The organism is Delftia sp., from assembly GCF_059499305.1.
On the sequence record NZ_JCABYI010000032.1, the window covers coordinates 26,256 to 49,656 of the forward strand.

Below are 23,401 nucleotides of genomic sequence, written 5' to 3' on the forward strand. Positions count from 1 at the left end.
GTCGCGCGTGGGCGTCGCCAGGCCGTTAGGCTTGGCCACCTATGCGAGTGACTTTCTGCTGCGAAGACACCAGGCCCGACGCCTGGCTGCAAGGACTGCGCACGGCCCTGCCGGGCGCCGAGGTGGACATCTGGTCGCCGGGCGCGCCGCAGGCCGACTACGCCCTGGTCTGGGCGCCACCCCAGCGCTTCATCGACGAGCAGCCGGGCCTCAAGGCCCTGTTCAACATCGGTGCCGGCGTCGATGCGCTGCTGCCGCTGCGCCTGCCGCCTGACCTCCCCGTCTACCGCCTGGAGGACGCCGGCATGGCCGTGCAGATGGCCGAATACGTCAGCCAGGCCGTGATCCGCTTCTTCCGGGGCCTGGACGGCTACGAGGCCGACATGGCCGCCGGCCTGTGGCAGCACCGGCCCAATCCCCGGCGTGCCGACTACCCCGTGGGCGTCATGGGACTGGGCCGCATGGGCGAGCGCGTGGCGCGCGCGCTGGCGGTGTTCGATTTCCCCGTCAACGGCTGGAGCCGTACGCCGCATGCCATCGACGGCGTGCGTGGCTTCTGCGGCCCGCAGGACTTCGACGCCTTTCTGCGCGCCACCCGCATCCTCGTCAATCTGCTGCCGCTGACCCCCGAGACCGACAGCATCATCGACGCGCGCAGCCTGGCCCTGCTGCAGCCGGGCGCCTATGTGATCAACGTGGGACGCGGCGGCCATGTGGCGGACGAGGACCTCGTCGCCGCCATCGACGGAGGCCATGTGTCCGGCGCGTTGCTCGATGTGTTCCGCTCCGAGCCGCTGCCCGACGGCCATGCCTTCTGGCGGCATCCGCGCATCACGCTCACGCCCCACACCTCGGCCCGCACCCTGGCGCGCGACAGCGTGGAGCAGATCGTGGGCAAGGTCGCGGCGCTGAGCCGGGGCGAGGCCGTGAGCGGCCGCGTGGACCTGCAGCGCGGCTACTGACGGGCGCGCTCAGTCCAGCGTCACGCCGGTGCTGCGCACCAGTGCACCCAGGCGCTGGGAGTCGCTCTTGATCAAGGCACCGAATTCGGCCGCCGTGCCCGCGCGCACGGCAATGCCATGCCAGCCTGTGATCTGATAGCCGGGCACGCCGGCATGGGCCATGGTGGGCACGTCGGGCAGCACCTTGCTGCGCTCTGCCGAGGTGACGGCCAGCGGGACCAGGCGGCCGCCCTGGATGTGCTGCAGCGAGCTGCCCACGATGTCGAACATCACGCCCACCTGGCCGCCGATCAGCTCGTTGAGTGCCGGTCCCGCACCCCGGTAGGGCACATGGCCCAGCTTGACCTGCTCCATGGAGTTGAACAGCTCGCCCGCCAGGTGCTGGGGCGTGCCGTTGCCGGCCGAGGCAAAGCTCAGTGTCTTGCCCGTTTTGGCCAGGGCCAGCAGCTCGGCCACGGTCTTGACGCCCAGCGAGGGATGCACTTCCAGCACCAGCGGGAAGGCCGACAGCTGCACCACGGGCTCCAGGTCCTTGAGCGGGTTGAAGGGCATGCTCTTGTACAGCGAGGAATTCACGGCCATGGGGCCGCTGGCGGCCAGCGCCTGCGGGGTGACCGGCAGGGCTCGGTGGTCGGCCGGCTGCTTGTAGGCGCCGTTGGGGGCCACGGTGATGATCAGTGGGTCGTTCCACTGCGACGTGTTTGACGTGGGGACCGGCGTGCTCATGGCGTGTCCTGTGCCTGCTCCGGCACCGGCAGCTCGCTGGCCAGCAGGGCCAGGCCCTGGCGCAGCAGCGCGTCGTAGCGGGCACGCTCGGCCAGGCGGCGGTCCTCGGGCCAGTCGAAGAAGCCCTTGCCGGTCTTCATGCCCAGATCGCCCCGCGCCACGCGATCGCGCAGGGCCTGGGCCGGCACATCGGTGTTGGACAGTGTGGGGTACATGGTGGTGGCGGCCGCGCAATGCACCTCGATGCCTGCATGGTCGCGCTGCAGCACGGGGCCGGCTGCCAGGAAGCGGAAGCCGAAGCCGAAGCGCACGGCGGCATCCACGTCCTCGGGCGAGGCAATGCCCTCGTCGATGAGGGCGAAGGCCTCGCGCGACAGCGCATGCTGCATGCGGTTGGCCAGAAAGCCGGGCTTGTCCTTCTTCACCAGCACCGGCACGCTGCCGCAGCCGCGCATGAAGGCGTGCAGCCACTGGCCCAGGGCCGGGTCGCTGCGCTCGCCCAGCACCACTTCCACCAGCGGCACCAGGTGGGCGGGCATGAAAAAGTGCAGGCCCAGCATGCGCTGCGCCGTGGGCAGGCCGCTGGCGATGGCGCTGATGGGAAAGCCCGAGCTGTTGCTGGCCAGCACGGCGTCGGCCGGCGCATGCGCCTCAAGTTCGGCGAACAGTGCCTGCTTGGCATCCAGCCGCTCGGTGATGCATTCCACCACCAGGGCGACGCCGTCCCAGGCCACATCCTCCAGCGCCGCGCAGACCGAGACCTGGGACGCGCACCGGGCAAAGCCGGCCGTGGCCAGCTCGATGGCAATGTGCTGCAGCAGCAGCTCGCGCCGTGTCGCGCCGGGGTCGACCACGGTCACCAGGGCGCCGCCCCGGGCCAGGACCACGGCCACATCGGCACCCATGGTGCCTCCCCCGACGACCACCGTGCGCGCGTTGCGCGGCGAACTGCTGTGCATGCTGTCTCCCGCTGATTTCATGGATTTGAGGCGCAGTCTAGGTAGCCGCCATTGAACGGTAAAGACGCATTTTTCGATAAACTGATCGGTCATGAAGATCAATTGGTCGGCCCGCGAGGTCGATGTTTTTCTGGCGCTGGCCGATTCGCTGAGCTTTCGGCGCACGGCGCTGCAGATGCACCTGTCGCAGTCGGCCGTCTCGGGCACGCTGGCGCGGCTGGAAGAGATGCTGGGCGCGCGCCTGTTCGAGCGCACCACGCGCGCCGTGGAACTGACCCAGGCCGGCGAGGTCTTCGCCGAGCAGGCGCGCATCCTGCGCCACCAGATGGACGAGACCGTGCGCCGCGTGCAGGAGGTGGCCCAGGTGCAGGTGGGCCGGCTGGCGCTGGCGGCCCTGCCTTCGCTGGCCGCGGGCCTGCTGCCCCGCGTGCTGGCGCGCTTTGCGGCCGAGCATCCGGGCGTGCACCTGGAGCTGTTCGACAGCCTGGCCGGGCCGGCCTTCGACATGGTGCGCGCGGGCCGCGTGGACTTTGCGCTCACGGCGGCCAACCCCGCCTATGCCGACCTGGACTACCTGCCCCTGGCCTCCGACCGCTTCGTGCTGCTGCTGGGCCGCGGCCATGCGCTGGCGCGCGGGCGCGGCGATCTGGGCTGGGCCGACGTGGCCCATCTGCCCCACATCTCCATGCCGGCCGGCACCAGCGTGCGGCAGTACGCCGACGAGGCCCTGCTGACCCACGGCATACGCTTTGCGCCCCAGTACGCCGTGGAGCACCTGGCCACCATCGCGGCCATGGTGGCTGCCGATCTGGGCGTGAGCGCGCTGCCGCTGCTGGCTGCGCAGGTGGTGCAGCGGCCGGAGGTGGTGGCGCGCCCGCTGGCACGGCCGGTGCTGCGCCGCCCCATCGGCCTGGTGCGCCTGAGCGGCCGCCGCCTGTCGCCGGCTGCCGCGCGCATGGTGGAGATGCTGCGCGAGGAAATGGCGGCCCTGCCGGGCTGAACGGGGCGCTGGCAGCCGTTGTGCATGGCCCGGCAGGATATGGGGTGGTGCCCGGACCTGCAAGCCTGGACAATAGGGGCCGTACCCGTCATCCCGGTGAGAACACCCCATGAGCATTCCTTCCCGCGTCAAACTCGTCGATGTAGGCCCCCGCGACGGCCTGCAGAATGAAAAACAGCCCGTGCCCGCCGCCGTCAAGGTCGAGCTGGTGCACCGCCTGCAGGAAGCCGGCCTCAAGGAAATCGAGGTCACCAGCTACGTCAGCCCCAAATGGGTGCCGCAGATGGCCGACAACGCCGAAGTCATGGCCGGCATCGTCCGCCGCCCCGGCGTGCGCTACAGCGTGCTCACGCCCAACATGAAGGGCCTGGAGGCCGCGCTGTCGGCGCCGCGCGAACTGTGGCCCGACGAGATCGTGGTCTTCGGCGCGGCCAGCGAGGCCTTCAGCCAGAAGAACATCAACTGCTCCATTGCCGAAAGCATCGAGCGCTTCGCCCCCGTGGCCGAGGCCGCACGCGCCCAGGGCATCCACGTGCGAGGCGCCATGAGCTGCACCGTGGGCTGCCCCTACGAAGGCGAGATCGCCCCCGAGCGCGTGGCCTACCTGGCCGGCCTCATGAAGGGCATCGGCGTGCAGCATGTGGGCGTGGCCGACACCATCGGCGTGGGCACGCCCGTCAAGGTGCGCAAGGCCATCGAGGCCACGCTGCAGCACTTCGCCATCGACGATGTCTCGGGCCACTTCCACGACACCTACGGCCAGGCCGTGTCCAACACGCTGGCCGCGCTGTCGCTGGGCGTGTGGCAGTTCGACACCTCGGTGGCGGGCCTGGGCGGCTGCCCCTACGCCAAGGGCGCCACGGGCAATGTGGCCACGGAGGACGTGGTCTACATGCTGCAGGGCATGGGCATAGAGACCGGCATCGACCTGGACAAGCTGATTGATGCCGGCCAGTTCATCAGCGACCACCTGGGCCGCCCCACGCAATCGCGCGTGGCCAAGGCACTGCTCACCAAGCGCGCCAGCGCGTCTGCATGCGAGGCGGTGTGAGCATGTGCGGATCTGAACTCCACCATCTTCCCGAAGGCGTGCAGCGCGTGGCGGCCTTCCTGCAGCAGGCCGGCCATGGCGAGGGGCCGCGCATGCTGGACGGCGCGGCGCGCACGGCCCAGGAAGCGGCCGACCAGTTGGGCATCCTCGTGGGCCAGGTGGCCAAGAGCATCATCTTCCGCCGCCGCAGCGACGGCGTGGCCGTGCTGGTCGTGGCCTCGGGCGACCGCCGCGTGGACGAGAAGAAGGTCGCGGCCCTGGTCGGCCCCGTGGGCCGTGCCGACGCCGATTTCGTCAAGGCGCAGACGGGTTTTTCCATCGGCGGCGTCAGCCCCGTGGCCCATGCCAACACGCCCGTGACCCTGGTGGACCGGGAACTGCAGCGCTTCGACACCGTCTGGGCGGCCGCCGGCCATCCGCATGCGGTGTTCGCGGCCACGCCGGCCGCGCTGCAGGCCCTGGCCGGTGCGCCCTGGGCCGACGTGGTGCAGGAGGTGGCGGCATGATGAGCCCCAAGGAAATGCTGGCCCACAAGGCCGGCGCAGCCTTCGCTGCGCGCGCTGACGACGAGCCCGTGCCATCGCCCTGCATCTCGGTCTGCCGCATGACGCCGGACCGCAGCCATTGCGAAGGGTGCTTTCGCACCATCGACGAGATCCGTGCCTGGTCCAAGTCCGATGCGTCCCAGCGCCTGGTCATCTGGAACGCGCTGCTCGAGCGTGCGGGCATCACGGTCGCCGTCCCCTAGACCCCCTGGACTGCACTGCAGGAGCCTGCCGCCATGAAGCAGATCACCTTCCATCTCGACTTCGTCTCGCCCTATGCCTGGCTGGCCTTCGAGCAACTGCCTCAGGCCCTGCAGGGCATCAGCCACCACATGCAGTACCGCCCCGTGCTGCTGGGCGCGCTGCTGCAGCGCCATGCCAACCCGGGGCCGGCCGGCATCGCGGGCAAGCGCGAGTGGACCTACCGCCATGTGAGCTGGCTGGGCCATGCCACGGGCGTGGGGCTGGACATGCCGGCCCGCCATCCGTTCAACCCGCTGCCGCTGCTGCGCCTGGCGCTGGAATGCAGCGACGACGGCACGGTCAACCGCTTCGTCGCGGGCACGGTGCTGCGCCATGTCTGGCTGGGCGGCGCCGACGCGCTGGACCCTGCGCGGCTCGACGCCCTGCGCGCCACGCTGGCGCCACAGCTGCGCACGGATGCGGCGGACAACGCCAAGCGCCTGCTGCGCAAGAACACCGACGCCGCGGCCGCGCAAGGCCTGTTCGGCGTGCCGGCCTGGGAAGTCGACGGCCGCCTCTTCTGGGGCCTGGACAGCCTGCCCATGCTGCGCGCCTACCTGGAAGGCGACAGCTGGTTCGACAGCGGCTGGGACGCGGCTGCAAGCGTGGAGCAAGGCCTGAAGGTTTGAATGGCGGGGCTGGAACAACGGCCCCGCCCCATGCCCAACGCCTTCAACTTCGCCGCCTCGCCCTTCGACTGCCTCACGCCCGACGAACAGGCGCTGGTGCGCGATGGCGTGGACATCGCCTACTTCCCCGAGGGCGCCGTGGTGCTGGACGCCGGCTCGGCGCCCACCCACCTCTTCGTCATTATCAAGGGCCATGTGGTGCAGACCGAGGGCGACGAGGTCCTGGCCAGCTACGGCCCCGACGACAGCTTCGACGGCCGCGCCCTGGTGGCCGGCCGCACAGGCAGCCGCTTCACCGTGGCCGAGGAACTCATCGCCTACCAGCTTGCGCGCGAAACCGTGGGCGAGCTGATCGCGCGCAACACGGCCTTTGGCGCCCTGCTGTTCTCCGACCTGGGCCACAAGCTGGGCACATTGGCCCAGCGCGCAGACCGGCACGAATTGCAGTCGCTGACGCTGGCGCGCGTGGACCAGGCCTATCTGCGTGCCGCTCATGTGGTGGATGCGGCCACCGACATCGTCTCCGTGGTGCGCCTGTTCCATGCAGAGCGCACGACCAGCGTGCTGGTCTCGGGACTGCCGCAGGGCGGCCTGGGCATCTTCACGGGCACCACGCTGCAGCGCGCCATCCTCGACGGCCGCCCGCTGGAGCGGCTGGCCGTGGGCGAGTTCGCCAGCCAGCCCGTGTTCACCGTGCGCGCCGACGACCAGCTGGGCGATGCCCTGGTCGTGCTGCTGCGTGCGCGCGTGCACAGGCTGGCCGTGCTCGATGCACAGGGCCAGGTGCTGGGCATCCTGGAGGCGCTGGACCTGTTCAGCTTCCTGGCCAACCACTCCCACCTCATCACGGTGCAGATCGAGCAGGCCGCCGACCTGCAGGCGCTGGAGCAGGCGGCTGCCCAGATCACGCGCCTGGTGGCCGCCCTGCACCGGGGCGGCACGCGCATTGCCCTCATGGCGCGCCTGGTGCAGCAGCTCAACGCCCGTTTGTTCGAGCGTGCCTGGCAGATGCTGGCGTCGCCGGACCTGGTGGCCCACAGCTGCCTCTTCGTCATGGGCAGCGAGGGGCGCGGCGAGCAATTGCTCAAGACCGACCAGGACAACGGCCTGCTGCTGCGCGACGGCTATGTGCCGCCCCAGGACCTCGATGCCATCTGCGCGCGCTTTTCCGCGCAGTTGCAGCGCTTCGGCTACCCCGAATGCCCGGGCGGCATCATGCTCAGCAATCCGCTGTGGCGCGGCACGGTGGCCGACTTTGGCCGTCGTGTGCGCGAATGGCTGATCCTGCCCAGCCCGCAAGGGCTGATGCACCTGGCCATCTTTCTGGATGCCCACGCCGTGGCAGGCGATGCAGCCTTGCTGGCGCAGGTTCGGCGGGACCTGATGGCGCTGGCCCTGGACAGCGACGCCCAGGTGGCGCGCTTTGCCTCGGCCGTCGACGCCTTCGCGCACGAGCCGGGCAGCTGGTGGGAGCGGCTGCTGGGCCGTGGTGACGAGGGGGCGCCCGTGCACCTCAAGAAGGCCGGCATCTTTCCCATCGTCCACGGCGTGCGCAGCCTGGCGCTGGCCCACCACATCGCCGCCACGGGAACGGCCGAGCGCCTGGCGGCCCTGGTGGCCGAAGGCGTGCTCGATGAAGTCCAGGGCCGCGAACTGCTTGAAGGACTGCACTTTCTCATGGGCCTGCGCCTGCAGGCGGGCCTGGCCGAGATCGACCTGGGCCGGCCCGTCACCGGCCATGTGGACCCGGCGCGCCTGAGCAGCCTGGAGCGTGATCTGCTCAAGGACACGCTGGCCGTGGTGCGGCGCTTTCGGGAACTGCTGCGCCAGCGCCTGCGGCTGGACGCGGTATGAGCGCGGCACCCCTGTCGAAATGGGTGGCGGGCCTGCGGCGCAACTGGCAGCGGCGCAGGCTGGCGGACCCCGCCTATGACTTCCTTTTCGGTGCGCCGCCGCCCGGCGAATGGGTGGCGCTGGACTGCGAGACCACGGGCCTGGACGTGCGCAGCGACGAGATCGTCTCCATCGGCGCCGTGCGCATCGTGGGAGAGCGCATCCTGTCCAGCGAGCGCCTGGAGCTGCTGGTGCGCCCTTCGCGCAGCGTGCCCGGCGACAGCGTGCGCATCCACCGCCTGCGCGAGCGCGACCTGGCCCGGGGCCTGGCCATCGAGGACGCGCTCGCGCAGCTGCTGCGCTTCATCGGCAGCCGGCCGCTGGTCGGTTACTACCTGGAATTCGACGTGGCCATGATCGAGCGCGTGCTGCGCCCCTGGCTGGGCATGGGCCTGCCCAACGAGCGCATCGAGGTCTCGGCCCTGTACTACGACCACCGCTTCCGGCAGCTGCTGCCCTGGCAGCAGCAGGCGCCCGAGATCGACCTGCGCTTTGCCACGCTGATGGCCGACCTGGGCCTGCCCCGGCGCGAGGCCCACGACGCGCTCAACGACGCCGTGATGGCAGCGCTGGCCTTCATCAAGCTGCGCAGGCTGGCCGGCGGGACGCCGGCCCCGCTGCATCAGCGCAAGGCGGACGGCGAATAGCCGAAGCGCGCACGGAAGCGCTCCGAAAAGCGCGCACGCGACTGGTAGCCACAGGCCTGGGCGATGTGTTGCAGGCTCCAGCCGGTGGTCTGCACCAGCAGCATGGCGTGGTGCATGCGCGTGTCCACCAGCAGTTCCTCGAAGCGGACGCCCTCGCCGGCCAGGCGCCGGCGCAGCGTGGCCTCGCTCATGGCCAGCGCGCTGCCGGCGCTGTGCGCTGTCCAGTGCTGCTGGGGCGCCTGGGCAATGAGGGTGCGCAGGCGCGAGGCCGTGCCGGGCGGGCCCGCGCGGCGCAGGAGGTGGCCGCGCTCCGCGAGCGCGGCGAGCAGGTCCATCAGCCGGTAGCGCAGCCGTTCGTCGCTGAGAGTCGGCGACGGCACGCTGGCCAGCACCTGCCGCAGAGCGTCTTGCAGGTCGTCGTCCAGCGGCAGTTGCCGAAAGGCCTGCTCGTCCAGCGGCAGCGCTGCGGGCTGGGCGCGTGTGCGGTGGAACGCCTCCAGCAGCTCGGGCGACAGTGCCAGCAGCACGGAGCGAAAGGGCTGTCCGCCGCTGCCCGGTGTCTTCATCAGATCGGCGCTGGTATGCGCCTGCACCAGCAGCAGGCAAGAGGGCGTGTCCACCGTGGTCTGGTGGCTGCCGTCGTGCAGGTCCAGCCTGCCTGCCGCCACCAGCAGCAGGCAGGCTTCATGGAACAGGAAGCGCGGCGTATGCCAGGCCTGGCGCAGGCTGGGCTGCGCCAGGCTGCACAGGCCGGCCCGCACCACGGGGGCGGCAGAAGGCAGCAGCCAGTGGCTGCCGGGCACCGGGTCGCCGTTCAGGTTCAAGCGGCGCAGACCGCAGGGTTCAGGCTGTACAGGCCGGTGATGCTGGCCTTGCCCAGCACCTGGCCGGCTTGCAGCGCCGCGCGCACATTGGCGCCGGTCAGCTCGCCGGAGACGGCCAGCGTGGGCGTGGCCAGCGCATAGACGGTGAAGACGTAGTGGTGGACGATGCTGTCGTTCCACGGAGGGCAGGGGCCGTCGTAGCCGAAGTAGTCGCCCTTCATCTGCTCGTCGCCCGCGAACCAGCCCGTGTAGTCGTTGATGCCGTGGCGCAGGCCGCCGGGGGCGGCCGGGCCGCTCTTGCCGCGCGGCGTGACGCCGTCGGACTGGGCACCTGCCGCGATCTCGGTGGTGGCGGCCGGAATGTCCAGCAGCAGCCAGTGGAAGAAGTCCACGCGCGGCAGGCTGGCCGGCACTTCGCGGCCTTCCTGGTTCACATCGTCGCCGCGGCTGGGCACGTCGGGATCGTGGCAGACCACGACGAAGGACTGCGTGCCCGCCGGTGCGCCGCTCCAGGCAAGGTGCGGATTGCGGTTGGACGACAGCGCCACGTGGGATGCCGCATCGGGCACGGCGAACGCGAATTCGCCGGGGATGGCCTGGCCGTCCTGGAAGCTTTGGCTGGTGAGTTGCATGTCGGATGGATCCTGTGCGTTGAAGAGAGAAGTCATGCTGCACGAAGCGCTCGGCAGACCCCCGAGTCTAGGGGCGGGGAAAACGCAGGACATCGCCCATCCGCTCAAAAGGCTTCTCCAGCCGATCAAACTGAGTGTCTCTGGTGTGGCGAGGGATGAAAAAAAGCCGGGCGCATGGCCCGGCTTGTGCGTGGTTGCCGCTTCGGCAGCTCAGTGGCCGGAGGCGCCCGAAGCTCCCAGACCCGTTTCCGAACGCACCTGCTGCGCGGGGAACACGGCGCGTTCCCTGGCGGCCTGGGCACTCTTGTCGAGCACCGAGAACAGCCACACGCCCACGAAGCCGATGGTCATGGAGAACAGCGCGGGTGATGCATAGGGGAACCAGGCCGAGCCTGCTGGGTTGCCCAGCGTGGCTTCCCAGACCGGGGGCGAGACGATGGTCAGGCCCACCGAGGACGCCAGGCCCATGAAGCCGCCGATCACGGCGCCCTTGGTGGTGCAGTCCTTCCACAGCACCGACAGCAGCAGCGGGGGGAAGTTGGCCGAGGCCGCGACCGCGAAGGCCAGCGACACCATGAAAGCGATGTTCTGCTTCTCGAACACGATGCCCAGCAGCACGGCGATGGCGCCCAGCGTCAGCGTGGTGATGCGCGAGACGCGCAGCTCGGCGGCGCTGTCGGCCTTGCCCTTCTTGATCACGGTGGCGTACAGGTCATGCGACACGGCCGAGGCGCCCGACAGCGTCAGGCCCGCGACCACGGCCAGGATGGTGGCGAAGGCCACGGCCGAGATGAAGCCGTAGAACACGTCGCCGCCCACGCTCTTGGCCACCAGCACGGCCGCCATGTTGGCCGTGCCCGCGCCGCCGTGGATCACGCCCTTGACCGTGTCGGCCATCTCGGGGTTGGTCAGCACCAGGGTGATGGCGCCGAAGCCGATGATGAAGATCAGCACGTAGAAGTAGCCGATCCAGGTCGTGGCCCAGAACACGCTCTTGCGCGCTTCCTTGGCGTCGGGCACGGTGAAGAAGCGCATCAGGATGTGGGGCAGGCCCAGCGTGCCGAACATCAGCGCCATGCCGAAGCTGATGGCCGAGATCGGGTCCTTGATGAAGCCGCCCGGGCCCATGATGGCCAGGCCCGCCTTGGCGGCGGCCGAGGGGTCGGCGCCGTTGTTGGCAGCGATCTCGGAGCGCACGCGCACGCCTTCGGCGAACAGCGCCTCGGGGCTGAAGCCGTACTTGGCCAGCACCATGAAGCCCATGAAGGTCACGCCGGCCAGCAGCATGCAGGCCTTGATGATCTGCACCCAGGTCGTGGCCGTCATGCCGCCGAACAGCACGTAGATCATCATCAGGCCGCCCACCAGCACCACGGCGATCCAGTAGTCCAGGCCGAACAGCAGCTTGATCAGCTGGCCCGCGCCCACCATCTGCGCGATCAGGTAGAAGGCCACCACCACCAGCGTGCCGCTGGCCGCGAAGGCGCGGAACGGCGTCTGGGAGAAGCGGTAGCCGGCCACGTCGGCGAAGGTGAACTTGCCCAGGTTGCGCAGGCGCTCGGCCAGCAGGAAGGTCAGGATGGGCCAGCCCACCAGGAAGCCGATGGAGTAGATGAGGCCGTCATAGCCGCTGGCCATGACCGAGGCCGAGATGCCCAGGAAGGAGGCGGCCGACATGTAGTCGCCCGCAATCGCCAGGCCGTTCTGGAAGCCCGTGATGCCGCCGCCGGCCGTGTAGAAATCGGCCGCCGACTTGGTGCGGCCCGCGGCCCATTTGGTGATCCACAGCGTGGCCACGACGAAGGCCGTGAAGAGAATGATGGCGGTCCAGTTGGTGGCCTGCTTGGCGGCCACGCCGACATCGCCGCCGGCGGCCAGCACGGGCCCCGTCAGGGCCAGCGCCACGGCGGGCGCCAGCAGCATGCGTTGTGCGGAATTCTTCATTTCGTGGCGTCCTTCAGGATGTCCTGGGTGAGCTTGTCGTACTCGCCATTGGCACGGCGCACGTAGAGGCCGGTGACGATCACCGAGAACACGATCACGCCCATGGCGATAGGAATGCCCAGCGAGGTCACGCCCGCGCCAATGGGCTGGGCCAGAAAGGATTTGTCGAAGGCAATCAGCGCGATATAGCCGTAATAAACGACCAGCATCAGCAGCGTCAGAAAAAGGCCCAGGCGATTGCGTCTGGACCGCAGCTCCTGGTATTTGGGATGGCGCTGTATTTTGTCTACCACCGGATCGGTCATGGTTTGTCTCCTGAAGTTGGAATCGCGGCGGCAGCCCCATGGATCTGCAGCCTTGCGGCGCATTCTGGAAAGCGCTTCTGACCGAGTGCTTACGCAGTGCAGCATGGTTTGCCAGGGTTTTTACGGTGCTTTTCACATGGAAAAAGACGGCATCAGGGTTGCTGCTGAGTTAGTAAGAAATCGTTCAGTTCGCCGTCAATTTCTGTAAGAGGTGAGTCAGATTCGCGTCAGCAGGCAGGCGGATAGTGAATCGGCGGGCCTATGGCAAGCCCGCTAAATATTCAATAAATCAAGGAGACAGACATGGCTATCAACGCATCGCAAGGCGCGGGGGTCAAGGCGACCCCGCGGCCCATGACTCCGGAAGAACGCAAGGTGATCTTTGCCTCGTCGCTAGGCACGGTATTCGAGTGGTACGACTTCTATCTCTACGGATCGCTGGCGGCCATCATCGCCAAGCAATTCTTCAGCGGGCTCGATGCGGGATCGGCCTTCATCTTCGCGCTGCTGGCCTTCGCGGCCGGCTTCATCGTGCGGCCCTTCGGCGCACTGGTGTTCGGGCGGCTGGGCGACATGATCGGGCGCAAGTACACCTTCCTCGTGACCATCCTGATCATGGGCCTGTCGACCTTCATCGTCGGCATCCTGCCCACCTACGCCAGCATCGGCGTGGCGGCGCCGGTGATCCTCATCGGCCTGCGCATGCTGCAGGGCCTGGCCCTGGGCGGCGAGTACGGCGGTGCGGCCACCTATGTGGCCGAGCACGCGCCGCACGGCAAGCGCGGCGCCTACACCTCGTGGATACAGACCACGGCAACGCTGGGCCTGTTCCTGTCGCTGCTGGTGATCCTGGGCGTGCGCACCTCCATCGGCGAGCAGGCCTTCGCGGACTGGGGCTGGCGTATTCCCTTCCTGCTGTCCATCGTGCTGCTGGGCATCTCGGTGTGGATCCGCATGACGCTGTCCGAGTCGCCGGCCTTCCAGAAGATGAAGGCCGAGGGCAAGGTCTCCAAGGCTCCGCTGTCCGAGTCCTTCGGCCAGTGGCGCAACCTCAAGATCGTGATCCTGGCGCTGATCGGCCTGACCGCCGGCCAGGCTGTCGTCTGGTACACGGGCCAGTTCTATGCGCTGTTCTTCCTGACCCAGCAGCTCAAGGTCGATGCGGTGACGGCCAACCTGCTGATCGCGGCGGCACTGATCATCGGCACGCCGTTCTTCGTGATCTTCGGTTCGCTGTCCGACAAGATAGGCCGCAAGCCCATCATCATGCTGGGCTGCGTGCTGGCCGTGGTGACCTACTTTCCCGTGTTCAAGGCGCTGACCGAGGCGGCCAACCCCGACCTGGCCGCGGCCCAGGCCAAGAGCAAGGTGGTGATCGTTGCCGATCCCAAGGAATGCTCGTTCCAGTTCAATCCCACGGGCACTTCCAAGTTCACCAGTTCCTGCGACGTGGCCAAGCAGCTGCTGGCCGCCGGCTCGGTCAGCTATGACTCCGAGGACGCAGCGCCCGGCAAGACGGCCTTCATCCGCATCGGCAGCACCGAGATCCCCTCGTTCTCCGTCAAGGGCCTGAGCCCCGAGGAAGCCAAGGCCAAGGACGCCGAGTTCAAGAAGACCGTGGCCAAGGTGCTGGCCGAGGACGGCTATCCCACCAAGGCCGACCCCGCGAAGATGAACAAGGTGATGATGGTCGCCATCCTGACCTACCTGGTCATCCTCGTGACAATGGTCTACGGCCCCATCGCCGCCATGCTGGTGGAGCTGTTCCCCACCCGCATCCGCTATACCTCCATGAGCCTGCCGTACCACATCGGCAATGGCTGGTTCGGCGGCCTGCTGCCCACCATGTCGTTCGCCATCGTGGCCCAGACCGGCAACATGTACAGCGGCCTCTGGTATCCCATCGTCATCGCGGGCGCCACGGCCATCATCGGCACGCTGTTCCTGCGCGAGACCAAGGATGTGGATATCTACGCGAATGATTGAGGGCTCCCCCTGAGGCGCTGACGCGCCTACCCCCGTATGCACGGCGCCCTCTCTCGCTTCGCGGGAGGGGGACGACGCCCTCGCCGCGAGGCGGCTCTTGCTCGGCGTCTCTGAGTTGGGCCGCGCCGGTTGCATGCGGTGTGCGCAGTATCCGACTGTGTTTTGTGGCGCTGCATTGACGAAAGCCCATGGCGGTTTGCCATGGGCTTTTTTCGTATGGCGCTTCTACTGGTTTTCCATGTCATGCCTGTGGCAGCAAAGCATCAGATCGCGCATTTTCAGAGGCGGCCGTACATTTTTTGACATGCCCGCACCTAGAATTCGCAGCAGCCGCAAATGGCACTGATCTAGAGCCGGAGTCGGCCCTGAGATTTCAAGAATACCCACTCAACAATCCCAAGGAGATGCCGAGATGATCAAGATGAACCGCGTTGCCCTGGCCGTGCTGGCCGTGCTGGGTTCCACCACCGTGATGGCGCAAAGCAGCGTCACGATCTATGGCCGTATCAACACCACGATCGAGCGCCAGAAGATCGGTGACGAAAGCGTCAGCAAGATGGAGAACAACTCCTCGCGTTGGGGCATGCGCGGTGTCGAAGATCTGGGCGGCGGCCTGAAGGCCGGCTTCGTGCTGGAAAGCGGCTTCGCTTCCGACACCGGCATGGGCTCCTCCTCCACCGGCGCGCTAACCTTCGGCCGCCAGAGCGAAGTGAACCTGTCGGGCAACTTCGGTATGCTGCGCCTGGGCAACTTCTTCCCCGGCTCGTACTTCGCCACGGCCGACTACGTGAGCATGCACAACCATGACACGGGTTCGTCCTCCGACGCGCTGTACTTCGATCCCGTCTGGTTCGCCAGCGGCCTGGGCACCGCCAACAAGATCTCCTACACCACGCCCAACTTCGGCGGCCTGACGGTGGAAGGCTCGGTCTCCATGCACGAGAAGGCCACCGCCCTGGCCAAGAAGAAGAACGGCTACGACCTGGCCGCCAACTACAACGTGGGCCCCCTGGCCCTGGGCGCCGGCTACAGCCAGTTCGACGAAGACAAGCAGCTGGCCTTCCGCGCTGCCTACACTCTCGGCCAGTTCGTGCTGGGCGGCTACTACCAGCGCAACGACGAAGAAATCCGCGGCACGCGCAACAACTTCCGTCTGTCGGGTATGTACACCCTGGGCGCTTCCGAGTTCCACGTGAACCTGGGCCACGCCAACAAGTGGAGCAACATTGCCGACTCCGGCGCCAACCAGTGGACCCTGGGCTACAACTACAACCTGAGCAAGCGCACCAAGGTCTACGGCTACTACACCAAGGTGGACAACAAGGCCGGCGCCAACTACATGACCGGCGTGAAGGGCGCGGACTTCTCGTCCTTCGCCGTCGGCGTGCGCCACGCATTCTGATCGCCGCGCGGCGTAAGCCGCGAGCAAAGCAGGTCTGTTCCAATCAGCACCTGCCTGCCATCAGGCCTCGTACCGAAAGGTGCGGGGCCTTTTTGTCTGGGCCCGTCTTTTCACAGCCTGATCAAGGAAATACCCATGAGGATCATCGCGGCCGGTTGCCTGGCCTTTGTTGTCGTGTCGCTGCTGGCCATCACCCAGGTGAAGGGCGTGCCGGACGGGCAGGCCATGCCCGCCTCCGTGCAGATGGCCAAGTAAGACCTTGAAAGAGGCACGAGCCCCGGACTGGTTCCGGGGTTTTTTTATGGTCGCGCGGATTTGTTGAGGAGGCGGTTTTTTGTTTAACCTGTATGAAAATACAGGTATTGAGAAGCGTCCGATGCCTGACGCATGGACTGCCTAGAATGTTTGGCTCCCACTGACCACACAACATCCATGACGCACGGTCTGATTCGAATTCGCGGCGCACGCCAGCACAATCTCCAGAACCTGGATCTCGACATCCGTACCGGCGAGCTGACCGTGGTCACGGGGCCCAGCGGCTCGGGCAAGTCCAGTCTGGTGTTCGATACCCTGTATGCCGAAGGCCAGCGCCGCTATGTCGAGACCTTCTCGGCCTATGCGCGGCAGTTCCTGGACCGCATGGACAAGCCGGCCGTGGACCGTGTGGAAGGTGTGCCGCCGGCCATCGCCATCGACCAGACCAATCCCGTCCGCAACTCGCGCTCCACCGTGGGCACGATGACCGAGCTCAACGACCACCTGAAGCTGCTGTTCGCGCGTGCGGCGCAGCTGTTCGACCGCGACACCGCCGTGCCCGTGCGCCACGACACGCCCGACAGCGTGCTGGAGGAGCTGGCCGAGCGTTGCCGGCAGGCCGGTGATCCGCGCATCGCCATCACCTTCCCCGTCGAGCTGCCCGCCAACACCACGGCTGCAGAGGTGGAGCAATGGCTGTCGGCCAGCGGCTTCACCAAGGTCCAGGCCGAGCGCGAGGCCGAGAAGGCCGGCGCCGTGGAACCTGCCGCCAACGCCAACGCCAAGGGCAAGAAGGCCAAGGCGGCGGCGCCGCTCAAGGTCAAGATGCTGGACGTGGTGGCCGACCGCTTCCGCCTGGGCAACGTCGAGCGGGCCCGCGCCTACGAGGCCATCGAGGTCGCGCTCAAACGCGGCAGCGGCCACATGACGGTCTATGTGCTGCCTGAATCCGCCGTGGAAGCCGCAGGTGCCCAGCCCACCGAACCCCAGCTGTGGAAGTTCTCGCTGGGCCTGCACTGCCCCGAAAGCGGCCTGAGCTACCAGGAGCCGATTCCCTCGCTGTTCTCTTTCAACTCCGCCGTGGGCGCCTGCGAGGCCTGCCGTGGCTTTGGCCGCGTGATCGGCGTGGACTGGGGGCTGGTCATCCCCAACGACAAGCTCACCCTGCGCACGGGTGCCATCAAGCCCGTGCAGACGCCGGCCTGGAAGGAGATCCAGGACGACATGATGCGCCACGCCGAGGCCGAAGGCATCCCGCGCGACACGGCCTGGGCCAAGCTCACCGACGCGCAAAAGAGCTGGGTGCTGGACGGCTCGCCCAACTGGAATGGCAAGTGGACCCAGACCTGGTACGGCATCAAGCGCTTCTTCGAATACCTGGAGAGCAAGGCCTACAAGATGCACATCCGGGTGCTGCTGTCCAAGTACCGCAGCTATACCGAATGCCCCACCTGCGGCGGCGCGCGGCTGAAGACCGAAAGCCTGCTGTGGCGCCTGGGCGGCAAGCAGGCCGCCGATGCCGTGCTGCCGCCCGGCGACGAAGGCCGCTACCGCCGCTTCATGCCGAAGGGCGTGGCCTGGAGCCGCGAGCAGCTGGACGCGCTGCCGGGCCTGTGCCTGCACGACCTGATGCAGCTGCCCCTGGTGCGGCTGCGTGATTTCTTCCAGCAGCTGGCGCCGGCTGCCGACGCCCCGCTGCATGACGGCGAGGCCCAGGCCCTCAAGATGCTGCACGCCGAAATCATGGCGCGCGTGCAGTACCTGTGCGACGTGGGCATCGGCTACCTCACGCTGGACCGCCAGAGCCGTACGCTGTCGGGCGGCGAGGTGCAGCGCATCAACCTGACCACGGCCCTGGGCACCTCGCTGGTGAACACCCTGTTCGTGCTCGACGAGCCCAGCATCGGCCTGCACCCGCGCGACATGGAACGCATCACCGAGGCCATGCAGCGCCTGCGCGATGCAGGCAACACCCTGGTCGTGGTCGAGCATGACCCGGCCGTGATGTTCGCCGCCGACCGCATGATCGACATGGGCCCCGGCCCCGGCGCGCGCGGCGGCCAGATCGTGTTCGACGGCACGCCCGAGGACCTGCGCCATGCCGACACGCTGACCGGCGCCTACCTGGGCGGCCGCAAGCAGGTGGGCTTCGGCCTCAAGCGCATGGTGACCGAGTCCACGCCGCGCCTCATCCTCGAAGGCGCACGCGAGCACAACCTGCGCAGCATCGACGTGGACTTTCCGCTGCAGCGCCTGGTCACCATCACCGGCGTCAGCGGCTCGGGCAAGTCCACGCTGATCCAGGACGTGCTGGTGCCCGCGCTGATGCGCCACTTCGGCAAGCCCACGGATGCGGCCGGCGCCTTCGAGCGCCTGCTGGGCGCCGACCACCTGAGCGACGTGATGTTCGTGGACCAGTCGCCCATCGGCAAGACGGCGCGCTCCAACCCGGCCAGCTACGTGGGCGCCTGGGACTCCATCCGCGAGCTGTTCGCCATTGCGCCGCTGTCGCGCCAGCGCGGCTACACGGCCGCCAAGTTCAGCTTCAACAGCGGCGACGGCCGCTGCCCCACCTGCGGCGGCTCGGGCTTCGAGCATGTGGAGATGCAGTTCCTCTCCGACGTCTACCTGCGCTGCCCCGACTGCAACGGCACGCGCTACCGCCCCGAGATCCTGGAAGTCACGATCGAGCGCCACGCGGCCGGCGAGTTGCAGCCGCGCAAGCTCAACGTGGCCGATGTGCTGGAGCTCACCGTGGCCGAGGCGGCCCTGCTGTTCGCCCAGGACCGCGAGGTCATCCGCGCCCTGCAGCCCATCGTCGATGTGGGCCTTGAATACGTGAAGCTGGGCCAGCCCGTGCCCACGCTGTCGGGCGGCGAGGCCCAGCGCCTCAAGCTCGCGGGCTTCCTGGCGGAGGCCGCCAAGGCCCAGGCCAAGTCGAAGCAGGCGCTGGCCAAGAAGGGCACATTGTTCCTGTTCGACGAGCCCACCACGGGCCTGCACTTCGACGACATCGCCAAGCTCATGCGCGCGCTGCGCAAGCTGCTGGAGGCCGGCCATTCGCTGATCGTCATCGAGCACAACCTGGACGTGATCCGTGCCAGCGACTGGCTGATCGACCTCGGTCCCGAAGGCGGCGACGGCGGCGGCGCCATCGTGGCCCAGGGCACGCCCGAGGAAGTGCGCCAGGTGCCTGGCTCGCACACGGCCCAGGCGCTGCGCGAGTACGACCTGGCCATGGGCGTGGGCGGCGAGGCCGTGCGCGAGGTCGCCCCCATGCTCTACAAGAGCCAGCGCAAGGCGCATGCCATGTGGGGGGCGGCCGCCAGGAATGCCATCGAGATCGTCAACGCCAAGGAGCACAACCTCAAGCAGCTGTCGGTGGAGATTCCTCGCGGCAAGTTCAACGTGGTGACGGGTGTCTCGGGCTCGGGCAAGTCCACGCTGGCCTTCGACATCCTGTTCAACGAAGGCCAGCGCCGCTACCTGGAATCGCTCAACGCCTATGCGCGCTCCATCGTCCAGCCTGCGGGCCGGCCCGAGGTGGATGCGGTCTACGGCATTCCGCCCACCGTGGCCATCGAGCAGCGCCTGTCGCGCGGCGGGCGCAAGTCCACCGTGGGCACGACCACCGAGGTCTGGCACTTCCTGCGCCTGCTGTACGTCAAGCTGGGCACGCAGCACTGCATCCACGACGGCGCCGCGGTGCAGCCGCAGACGGAGGAAAGCATCGCGGCCCAGCTGCTCACGCAGTTCCGGGGCCAGACCATCGGCCTGCTGGCGCCGCTGGTGGTCAACCGCAAGGGCGTCTACACCGAGCTGGCCGACTGGGCTCGGCCACGCGGCTACACCCATCTGCGCGTGGACGGCGAATTCCTGCCCACCACGGGATTCCCGCGCATCGACCGCTTCAAGGAACACACCATCGAGCTGCCCGTGGCCAGCATCACCGTCACGGCGGCCAGCGAGCGCGAGCTGCGCGGCCACCTGGTGCAGGCGCTGGAAACAGGCAAGGGCGTGCTGCATGTGCTGTCCGGCCTGGACAACCTGGCCGATGCCATGGCCGGCGGCCGGAGCACGGCCGGCATCGGCAGCCTGCAGGTGTTCTCCACCCAGCGCGCCTGCCCGGTCTGCGCCACCAGCTATGCCGAGCTGGACCCGCGCCTGTTCTCCTACAACAGCAAGCATGGCTGGTGCCCCGACTGCGTGGGCACGGGCGTCAAGCTCACCAAGGACCAGCGCAAGGTCTATGACGACACCCTGCTGGTCGAGGACAACCGGGGCCGCGAAGTCAAGTTCGAAGGCCAGGAAATCGAAGACCTGGCCGAAGTGACCTGCCCCACCTGCCAGGGCACACGCCTGAACGCCACGGCACGCGCCGTGCGCTTCCATGGCGTGGGCATTGCCGAGATCGCCCAGCTGTCGGTCAACGACGTGCGCCAATGGGTGCAGGCGCTGGCGATGTCGGGCCGCGAGGCCGACATTGCCCGCGACCTCATTCCCGAGATCCAGAGCCGCCTCGAATTCCTCGAGGAAGTGGGCCTGGGCTACCTGACGCTGGACCGTGGCGCGCCCACGCTGTCGGGCGGCGAGGCCCAGCGCATCCGCCTGGCCGCACAACTGGGCAGCAACCTGCAGGGCGTGTGCTATGTGCTGGACGAACCCACCATCGGCCTGCATGCGCGCGACAACCAGATCCTGCTCAACGCCCTGCACAAGCTGGGCGACAAGGGCAACACCCTGGTCGTGGTCGAGCATGACGAAGACACCATCCGCCGCGCCGACCACATCATCGACATCGGCCCCAGCGCCGGCATACGCGGCGGCCGCCTAGTGGCCCAGGGCACGGCGGCCGACATCATGGCGGCCGAGGACTCCATCACGGGCCGCTATCTGCTGCACGCCATGCGCCACCCGTTCCAGCCGCGCCGCTGGGTGGGCGAAGGCCAGCCGCCGCAGGCGGCCGCCGAGCTTGCCGCCGTGGCCGAACCGGTGTCGGAACCCGCGCCTGTCAAGGTATCCAAATCCAAAAAGAAGGCCGCGCCTGTCGTTGTCGACGCCGAACCCGCCTCCGACGCGCTGGGCTGGCTGACCGTGCGCGGCGCCCATTTGCACAACCTGCAGAACGTGGATGCGCGCGTGCCGCTCAAGCGCCTGGTGGCCGTCACAGGCGTCAGCGGCTCGGGCAAGTCCACGCTGGCGCGCGACGTGATGCTGGCCAATGTGGCCGCCTGGGTGGGCCAGCGCGCCACCAAGGCCGGGCGCGATGCCATGGACGCGGGCAAGGCGCCTGCGCTGTCGGGCTGCAAGGGCCTGCAGGGCTTCGAGGGCATTGACCGCGTGCTGGAAGTGGACCAGACCCCCATCGGCAAGACCCCGCGCAGCTGCCCGGCCACCTACATCGGCTTCTGGGACACCATCCGCAAGCTCTACGCCGAAACGCTGGAGGCCAAGGCGCGCGGCTACGCGGCCGGCCGCTTCTCGTTCAACACCGGCGAAGGCCGCTGCCCGGCCTGCGAGGGCCAGGGCATGCGCACCATCGAGATGAGCTTCCTGCCCGACGTGAAGGTGCCGTGCGAGGTCTGCCACGGCGCGCGCTTCAACCCCGAGACCCTGGCCGTCTCCTGGCGCGGCAAGAGCATTGGCGACGTGCTGCAGATGGAGGTGGACGAGGCCGTCGAGTTCTTCGCCAGCATGCCCAGCATCGCCCACCCGCTGCAGCTGCTCAAGGACGTGGGCCTGGGCTATCTCACGCTGGGCCAGCCCTCGCCCACGCTGTCGGGCGGCGAGGCGCAGCGCATCAAGCTCGTCACCGAGCTGACCAAGGTGCGCGACGACGTGACCCGGCGCGGCAACAAGGCGCCGCACACGCTCTATGTGCTGGACGAACCCACGGTGGGCCTGCACATGGCCGACGTGGACAAGCTCATCCGCGTGCTGCACCGCCTGGTCGATGCGGGCCACAGCGTGGTCGTCATCGAGCATGACCTGGACGTGATCGCCGAGGCCGACTGGATCATCGACCTCGGCCCCGAAGGCGGAAAGGACGGCGGCCGCATCATCGCGGCCGGCACGCCCGAGGATCTGGTGGCTGCGGGCACGCACACGGGCAAGGCGCTCAAGCCCGTGCTGGCCCGTTGAGCCTCAGGCGCAGGCCACGCCTGCGCTGCGTGCGGAGCCTGCGGGCAGGCGGCTGCTCCAGAAGACCAGCACCAGGCCCACGGCCGTCAGCGCTGCGGCGGCCCAGCCCAGGTTGACCAGGCCCAGGCCACCGGCCAGGGCCAGGCCGCCGACCCAGGCACCCAGGGCGTTGCCCAGGTTGAAGGCCGCAATGTTCAAGCTGGAGACCAGGTTGGCGCCCTGGGGGCCGGCCTGGTCCAGCACGCGCATCTGCATGGGGGCCACCGTTGCGAAGGCCACGACGCCCAGCACGATCACATAGGCCATGGCCACGGCCTGGTTCCCGAAGGCCCAGCGGCCTGCCGCCAGTACCACCATCAGCGCCGCAATGCTCCACACCAGGGCGCGCATCACGCCCCGGTCGGCCAGCTTGCCGCCCAGCAGATTGCCGGCGGCCAGGCCCGCGCCGAACAGCAGCAGGGTCAGCGCCACCAGGCTGTCGCCCATGCGGGTCACCTGGGTCAGCAGCGGCTCCACATAGGTGTAGAGCGCGAACACGCCCGCAAAGCCGAAGGCCGTGATGCCCAGGCCCAGCCAGACCTGGCCGTTGGCCAGCACGGCCAGCTCCTGTGCCAGCGGCGTGACCTCGGGGCGGCCCTGGTCGCGCGGCACGAAGGCGGCCAGGATGGCAAAGGCCAGCACGCCGATCGCGGCCACGGCCAGGAAGGCGCTGCGCCAGCCGAACATCTGGCCGATCCAGGCACCGGCAGGCACGCCCAGCAGGGTAGCCAGGGTCAGGCCCGAGAACATCAGCGCAATCGCCGACGCCTTCTTGTCCACCGGCACCAGGCCCGTGGCCACCACGGCGCCCACGCCGAAGAAGGTGCCGTGGGTCAGCGAGGTCAGCACGCGCGCCGACATCAGCCATTCATAGCTGGGCGCGAACGCGGCGGCCAGGTTGCCGGCGATGAAGATCAGCATCAGCGCCAGCAGCAGGCGCTTGCGCGGCCATTGGCGCGTCAGCAGCGTGAGCACCGGCGCGCCCACGGCCACGCCGATGGCGTAGCCCGAAATCAGCGAGCCCGCCGTGGGAATGCTGATGTGCAGATCCTGGCTGACCTGTGTCAGCAGGCCCATGATGATGAATTCCGTGGTGCCGATGCCAAAGGCACCGGCCGCCAGGGCGAGTAGGGAAAGAGGCATGGACGGATTCCTTGTGATCCTTGGTGTGATGTCCAGTAATGTCGCACTGCAACATACCTTTGTGTAGATGGAATA

The 23,401-nt window shown here is 68.2% G+C and carries 18 protein-coding genes; 11 read left to right on the plus strand and 7 right to left on the minus strand.

What is annotated here, in order from left to right; genetic code table 11:
• Nucleotides 1-41 precede the first annotated feature (41 nt).
• Nucleotides 42-962 carry a 2-hydroxyacid dehydrogenase gene (locus AC5I49_RS22370; RefSeq protein WP_495789902.1) on the plus strand — a complete coding sequence of 307 codons (921 nt, stop codon included), beginning with the start codon at nt 42-44 and terminating at the stop codon, nt 960-962.
• Between the two features lie 9 nt (nt 963-971).
• Here the strand turns inward: AC5I49_RS22370 and AC5I49_RS22375 are convergent, their stop codons facing one another.
• Both AC5I49_RS22375 and AC5I49_RS22380 read right to left on the minus strand, forming a co-directional pair.
• Entirely contained in the window at nt 972-1,688 is a 717-nt protein-coding gene (locus tag AC5I49_RS22375; RefSeq protein ID WP_495789903.1) for a tripartite tricarboxylate transporter substrate-binding protein, read from the minus strand.
• Nucleotides 1,685-2,647, minus strand: a complete 963-nt coding sequence (locus AC5I49_RS22380; protein WP_495789904.1) for a 3-hydroxyacyl-CoA dehydrogenase family protein — start codon at nt 2,645-2,647, stop codon at nt 1,685-1,687. Before AC5I49_RS22380 ends, AC5I49_RS22375 begins: the two co-directional genes overlap by 4 nt.
• A 91-nt stretch (nt 2,648-2,738) precedes the next feature.
• Here AC5I49_RS22380 and AC5I49_RS22385 point away from each other — a divergent pair, with 91 nt between their 5' ends.
• The 7 genes from AC5I49_RS22385 (at nt 2,739) to AC5I49_RS22415 (ending at nt 8,655) form a co-directional block, all read left to right on the plus strand.
• The gene (locus AC5I49_RS22385) at nt 2,739-3,647 is read left to right on the plus strand and encodes a LysR family transcriptional regulator (RefSeq protein WP_012207762.1); all 909 of its coding nucleotides are present in this window, start codon (nt 2,739-2,741) and stop codon (nt 3,645-3,647) included.
• A 109-nt stretch (nt 3,648-3,756) separates the two neighbouring features.
• Entirely contained in the window at nt 3,757-4,698 is a 942-nt protein-coding gene (locus AC5I49_RS22390; protein WP_495789905.1) for a hydroxymethylglutaryl-CoA lyase, read from the plus strand.
• A gap of 2 nt (nt 4,699-4,700) precedes the next feature.
• Nucleotides 4,701-5,204 (plus strand): YbaK/EbsC family protein, encoded by a 504-nt coding sequence (locus tag AC5I49_RS22395; RefSeq protein ID WP_016452780.1) that lies wholly within the window; start codon nt 4,701-4,703, stop codon nt 5,202-5,204.
• Complete coding sequence (locus AC5I49_RS22400) at nt 5,201-5,446, plus strand: DUF1289 domain-containing protein (RefSeq protein ID WP_495789906.1); 246 nt, start codon at nt 5,201-5,203, stop codon at nt 5,444-5,446. The genes AC5I49_RS22395 and AC5I49_RS22400 overlap by 4 nt, the downstream gene beginning before the upstream one ends.
• Nucleotides 5,447-5,479: 33 nt before the next feature.
• Nucleotides 5,480-6,115, plus strand: a complete 636-nt coding sequence (locus AC5I49_RS22405; RefSeq protein WP_154833352.1) for a DsbA family protein — start codon at nt 5,480-5,482, stop codon at nt 6,113-6,115.
• Nucleotides 6,116-7,969, plus strand: a complete 1,854-nt coding sequence (locus AC5I49_RS22410) for a putative nucleotidyltransferase substrate binding domain-containing protein (protein WP_289240847.1) — start codon at nt 6,116-6,118, stop codon at nt 7,967-7,969. It abuts the gene before it with no gap.
• Entirely contained in the window at nt 7,966-8,655 is a 690-nt protein-coding gene (locus AC5I49_RS22415; RefSeq protein WP_279993385.1) for a 3'-5' exonuclease, read from the plus strand. The genes AC5I49_RS22410 and AC5I49_RS22415 overlap by 4 nt, the downstream gene beginning before the upstream one ends.
• On the opposite strand, the gene AC5I49_RS22420 is transcribed toward AC5I49_RS22415, so the two are convergent.
• The 4 genes from AC5I49_RS22420 to AC5I49_RS22435 all read right to left on the minus strand — a co-directional run bounded on the left by AC5I49_RS22420 (nt 8,631) and on the right by AC5I49_RS22435 (nt 12,360).
• On the minus strand, nt 8,631-9,479 hold the full coding sequence (locus tag AC5I49_RS22420) for an AraC family transcriptional regulator (RefSeq protein WP_495789907.1): 849 nt from the start codon (nt 9,477-9,479) through the stop codon (nt 8,631-8,633). The two genes, AC5I49_RS22415 and AC5I49_RS22420, sit on opposite strands and share 25 nt — an antisense overlap.
• On the minus strand, nt 9,476-10,111 hold the full coding sequence (locus tag AC5I49_RS22425) for a YbhB/YbcL family Raf kinase inhibitor-like protein (protein WP_016452775.1): 636 nt from the start codon (nt 10,109-10,111) through the stop codon (nt 9,476-9,478). Before AC5I49_RS22425 ends, AC5I49_RS22420 begins: the two co-directional genes overlap by 4 nt.
• A gap of 210 nt (nt 10,112-10,321) precedes the next feature.
• Nucleotides 10,322-12,055, minus strand: coding sequence for a cation acetate symporter (locus AC5I49_RS22430; RefSeq protein WP_016450046.1), 1,734 nt, complete (start codon nt 12,053-12,055; stop codon nt 10,322-10,324).
• Entirely contained in the window at nt 12,052-12,360 is a 309-nt protein-coding gene (locus tag AC5I49_RS22435; protein WP_012207753.1) for a DUF485 domain-containing protein, read from the minus strand. Before AC5I49_RS22435 ends, AC5I49_RS22430 begins: the two co-directional genes overlap by 4 nt.
• A gap of 303 nt (nt 12,361-12,663) precedes the next feature.
• On the opposite strand from AC5I49_RS22435, the gene AC5I49_RS22440 reads away from it, so the two are divergent.
• The 3 genes from AC5I49_RS22440 (at nt 12,664) to uvrA (ending at nt 22,144) form a co-directional block, all read left to right on the plus strand.
• On the plus strand, nt 12,664-14,346 hold the full coding sequence (locus AC5I49_RS22440; protein WP_016450047.1) for an MFS transporter: 1,683 nt from the start codon (nt 12,664-12,666) through the stop codon (nt 14,344-14,346).
• Nucleotides 14,347-14,758: 412 nt separating this feature from the next.
• Nucleotides 14,759-15,748, plus strand: coding sequence for a porin (locus AC5I49_RS22445; RefSeq protein WP_016450048.1), 990 nt, complete (start codon nt 14,759-14,761; stop codon nt 15,746-15,748).
• Between the two features lie 432 nt (nt 15,749-16,180).
• Nucleotides 16,181-22,144 carry an excinuclease ABC subunit UvrA gene (gene uvrA / locus AC5I49_RS22450; RefSeq protein ID WP_495789908.1) on the plus strand — a complete coding sequence of 1,988 codons (5,964 nt, stop codon included), beginning with the start codon at nt 16,181-16,183 and terminating at the stop codon, nt 22,142-22,144.
• A 3-nt stretch (nt 22,145-22,147) separates the two neighbouring features.
• On the opposite strand, the gene AC5I49_RS22455 is transcribed toward uvrA, so the two are convergent.
• A complete protein-coding gene (locus AC5I49_RS22455; RefSeq protein WP_012207748.1) occupies nt 22,148-23,326 on the minus strand; it encodes an MFS transporter in 1,179 nt (392 codons plus the stop codon).
• Nucleotides 23,327-23,401: the final 75 nt, after the last annotated feature.

Bases quoted from the DNA above. Each gene is read 5' to 3' on its own strand.
- uvrA (WP_495789908.1), top strand. From the start codon at position 16,181: ATGACGCACGGTCTGATTCGAATTCGCGGCGCACGCCAGCACAATCTC.
- AC5I49_RS22375 (WP_495789903.1), bottom strand. From the start codon at position 1,688: ATGAGCACGCCGGTCCCCACGTCAAACACGTCGCAGTGGAACGACCCA.
- AC5I49_RS22415 (WP_279993385.1), top strand. From the start codon at position 7,966: ATGAGCGCGGCACCCCTGTCGAAATGGGTGGCGGGCCTGCGGCGCAAC.
- AC5I49_RS22390 (WP_495789905.1), top strand. From the start codon at position 3,757: ATGAGCATTCCTTCCCGCGTCAAACTCGTCGATGTAGGCCCCCGCGAC.
- AC5I49_RS22430 (WP_016450046.1), bottom strand. From the start codon at position 12,055: ATGAAGAATTCCGCACAACGCATGCTGCTGGCGCCCGCCGTGGCGCTG.
- AC5I49_RS22385 (WP_012207762.1), top strand. From the start codon at position 2,739: ATGAAGATCAATTGGTCGGCCCGCGAGGTCGATGTTTTTCTGGCGCTG.
- AC5I49_RS22445 (WP_016450048.1), top strand. From the start codon at position 14,759: ATGATCAAGATGAACCGCGTTGCCCTGGCCGTGCTGGCCGTGCTGGGT.
- AC5I49_RS22440 (WP_016450047.1), top strand. From the start codon at position 12,664: ATGGCTATCAACGCATCGCAAGGCGCGGGGGTCAAGGCGACCCCGCGG.
- AC5I49_RS22400 (WP_495789906.1), top strand. From the start codon at position 5,201: ATGATGAGCCCCAAGGAAATGCTGGCCCACAAGGCCGGCGCAGCCTTC.
- AC5I49_RS22370 (WP_495789902.1), top strand. From the start codon at position 42: ATGCGAGTGACTTTCTGCTGCGAAGACACCAGGCCCGACGCCTGGCTG.
- AC5I49_RS22425 (WP_016452775.1), bottom strand. From the start codon at position 10,111: ATGCAACTCACCAGCCAAAGCTTCCAGGACGGCCAGGCCATCCCCGGC.
- AC5I49_RS22455 (WP_012207748.1), bottom strand. From the start codon at position 23,326: ATGCCTCTTTCCCTACTCGCCCTGGCGGCCGGTGCCTTTGGCATCGGC.
- AC5I49_RS22435 (WP_012207753.1), bottom strand. From the start codon at position 12,360: ATGACCGATCCGGTGGTAGACAAAATACAGCGCCATCCCAAATACCAG.
- AC5I49_RS22405 (WP_154833352.1), top strand. From the start codon at position 5,480: ATGAAGCAGATCACCTTCCATCTCGACTTCGTCTCGCCCTATGCCTGG.
- AC5I49_RS22395 (WP_016452780.1), top strand. From the start codon at position 4,701: ATGTGCGGATCTGAACTCCACCATCTTCCCGAAGGCGTGCAGCGCGTG.
- AC5I49_RS22380 (WP_495789904.1), bottom strand. From the start codon at position 2,647: ATGCACAGCAGTTCGCCGCGCAACGCGCGCACGGTGGTCGTCGGGGGA.
- AC5I49_RS22410 (WP_289240847.1), top strand. From the start codon at position 6,116: ATGGCGGGGCTGGAACAACGGCCCCGCCCCATGCCCAACGCCTTCAAC.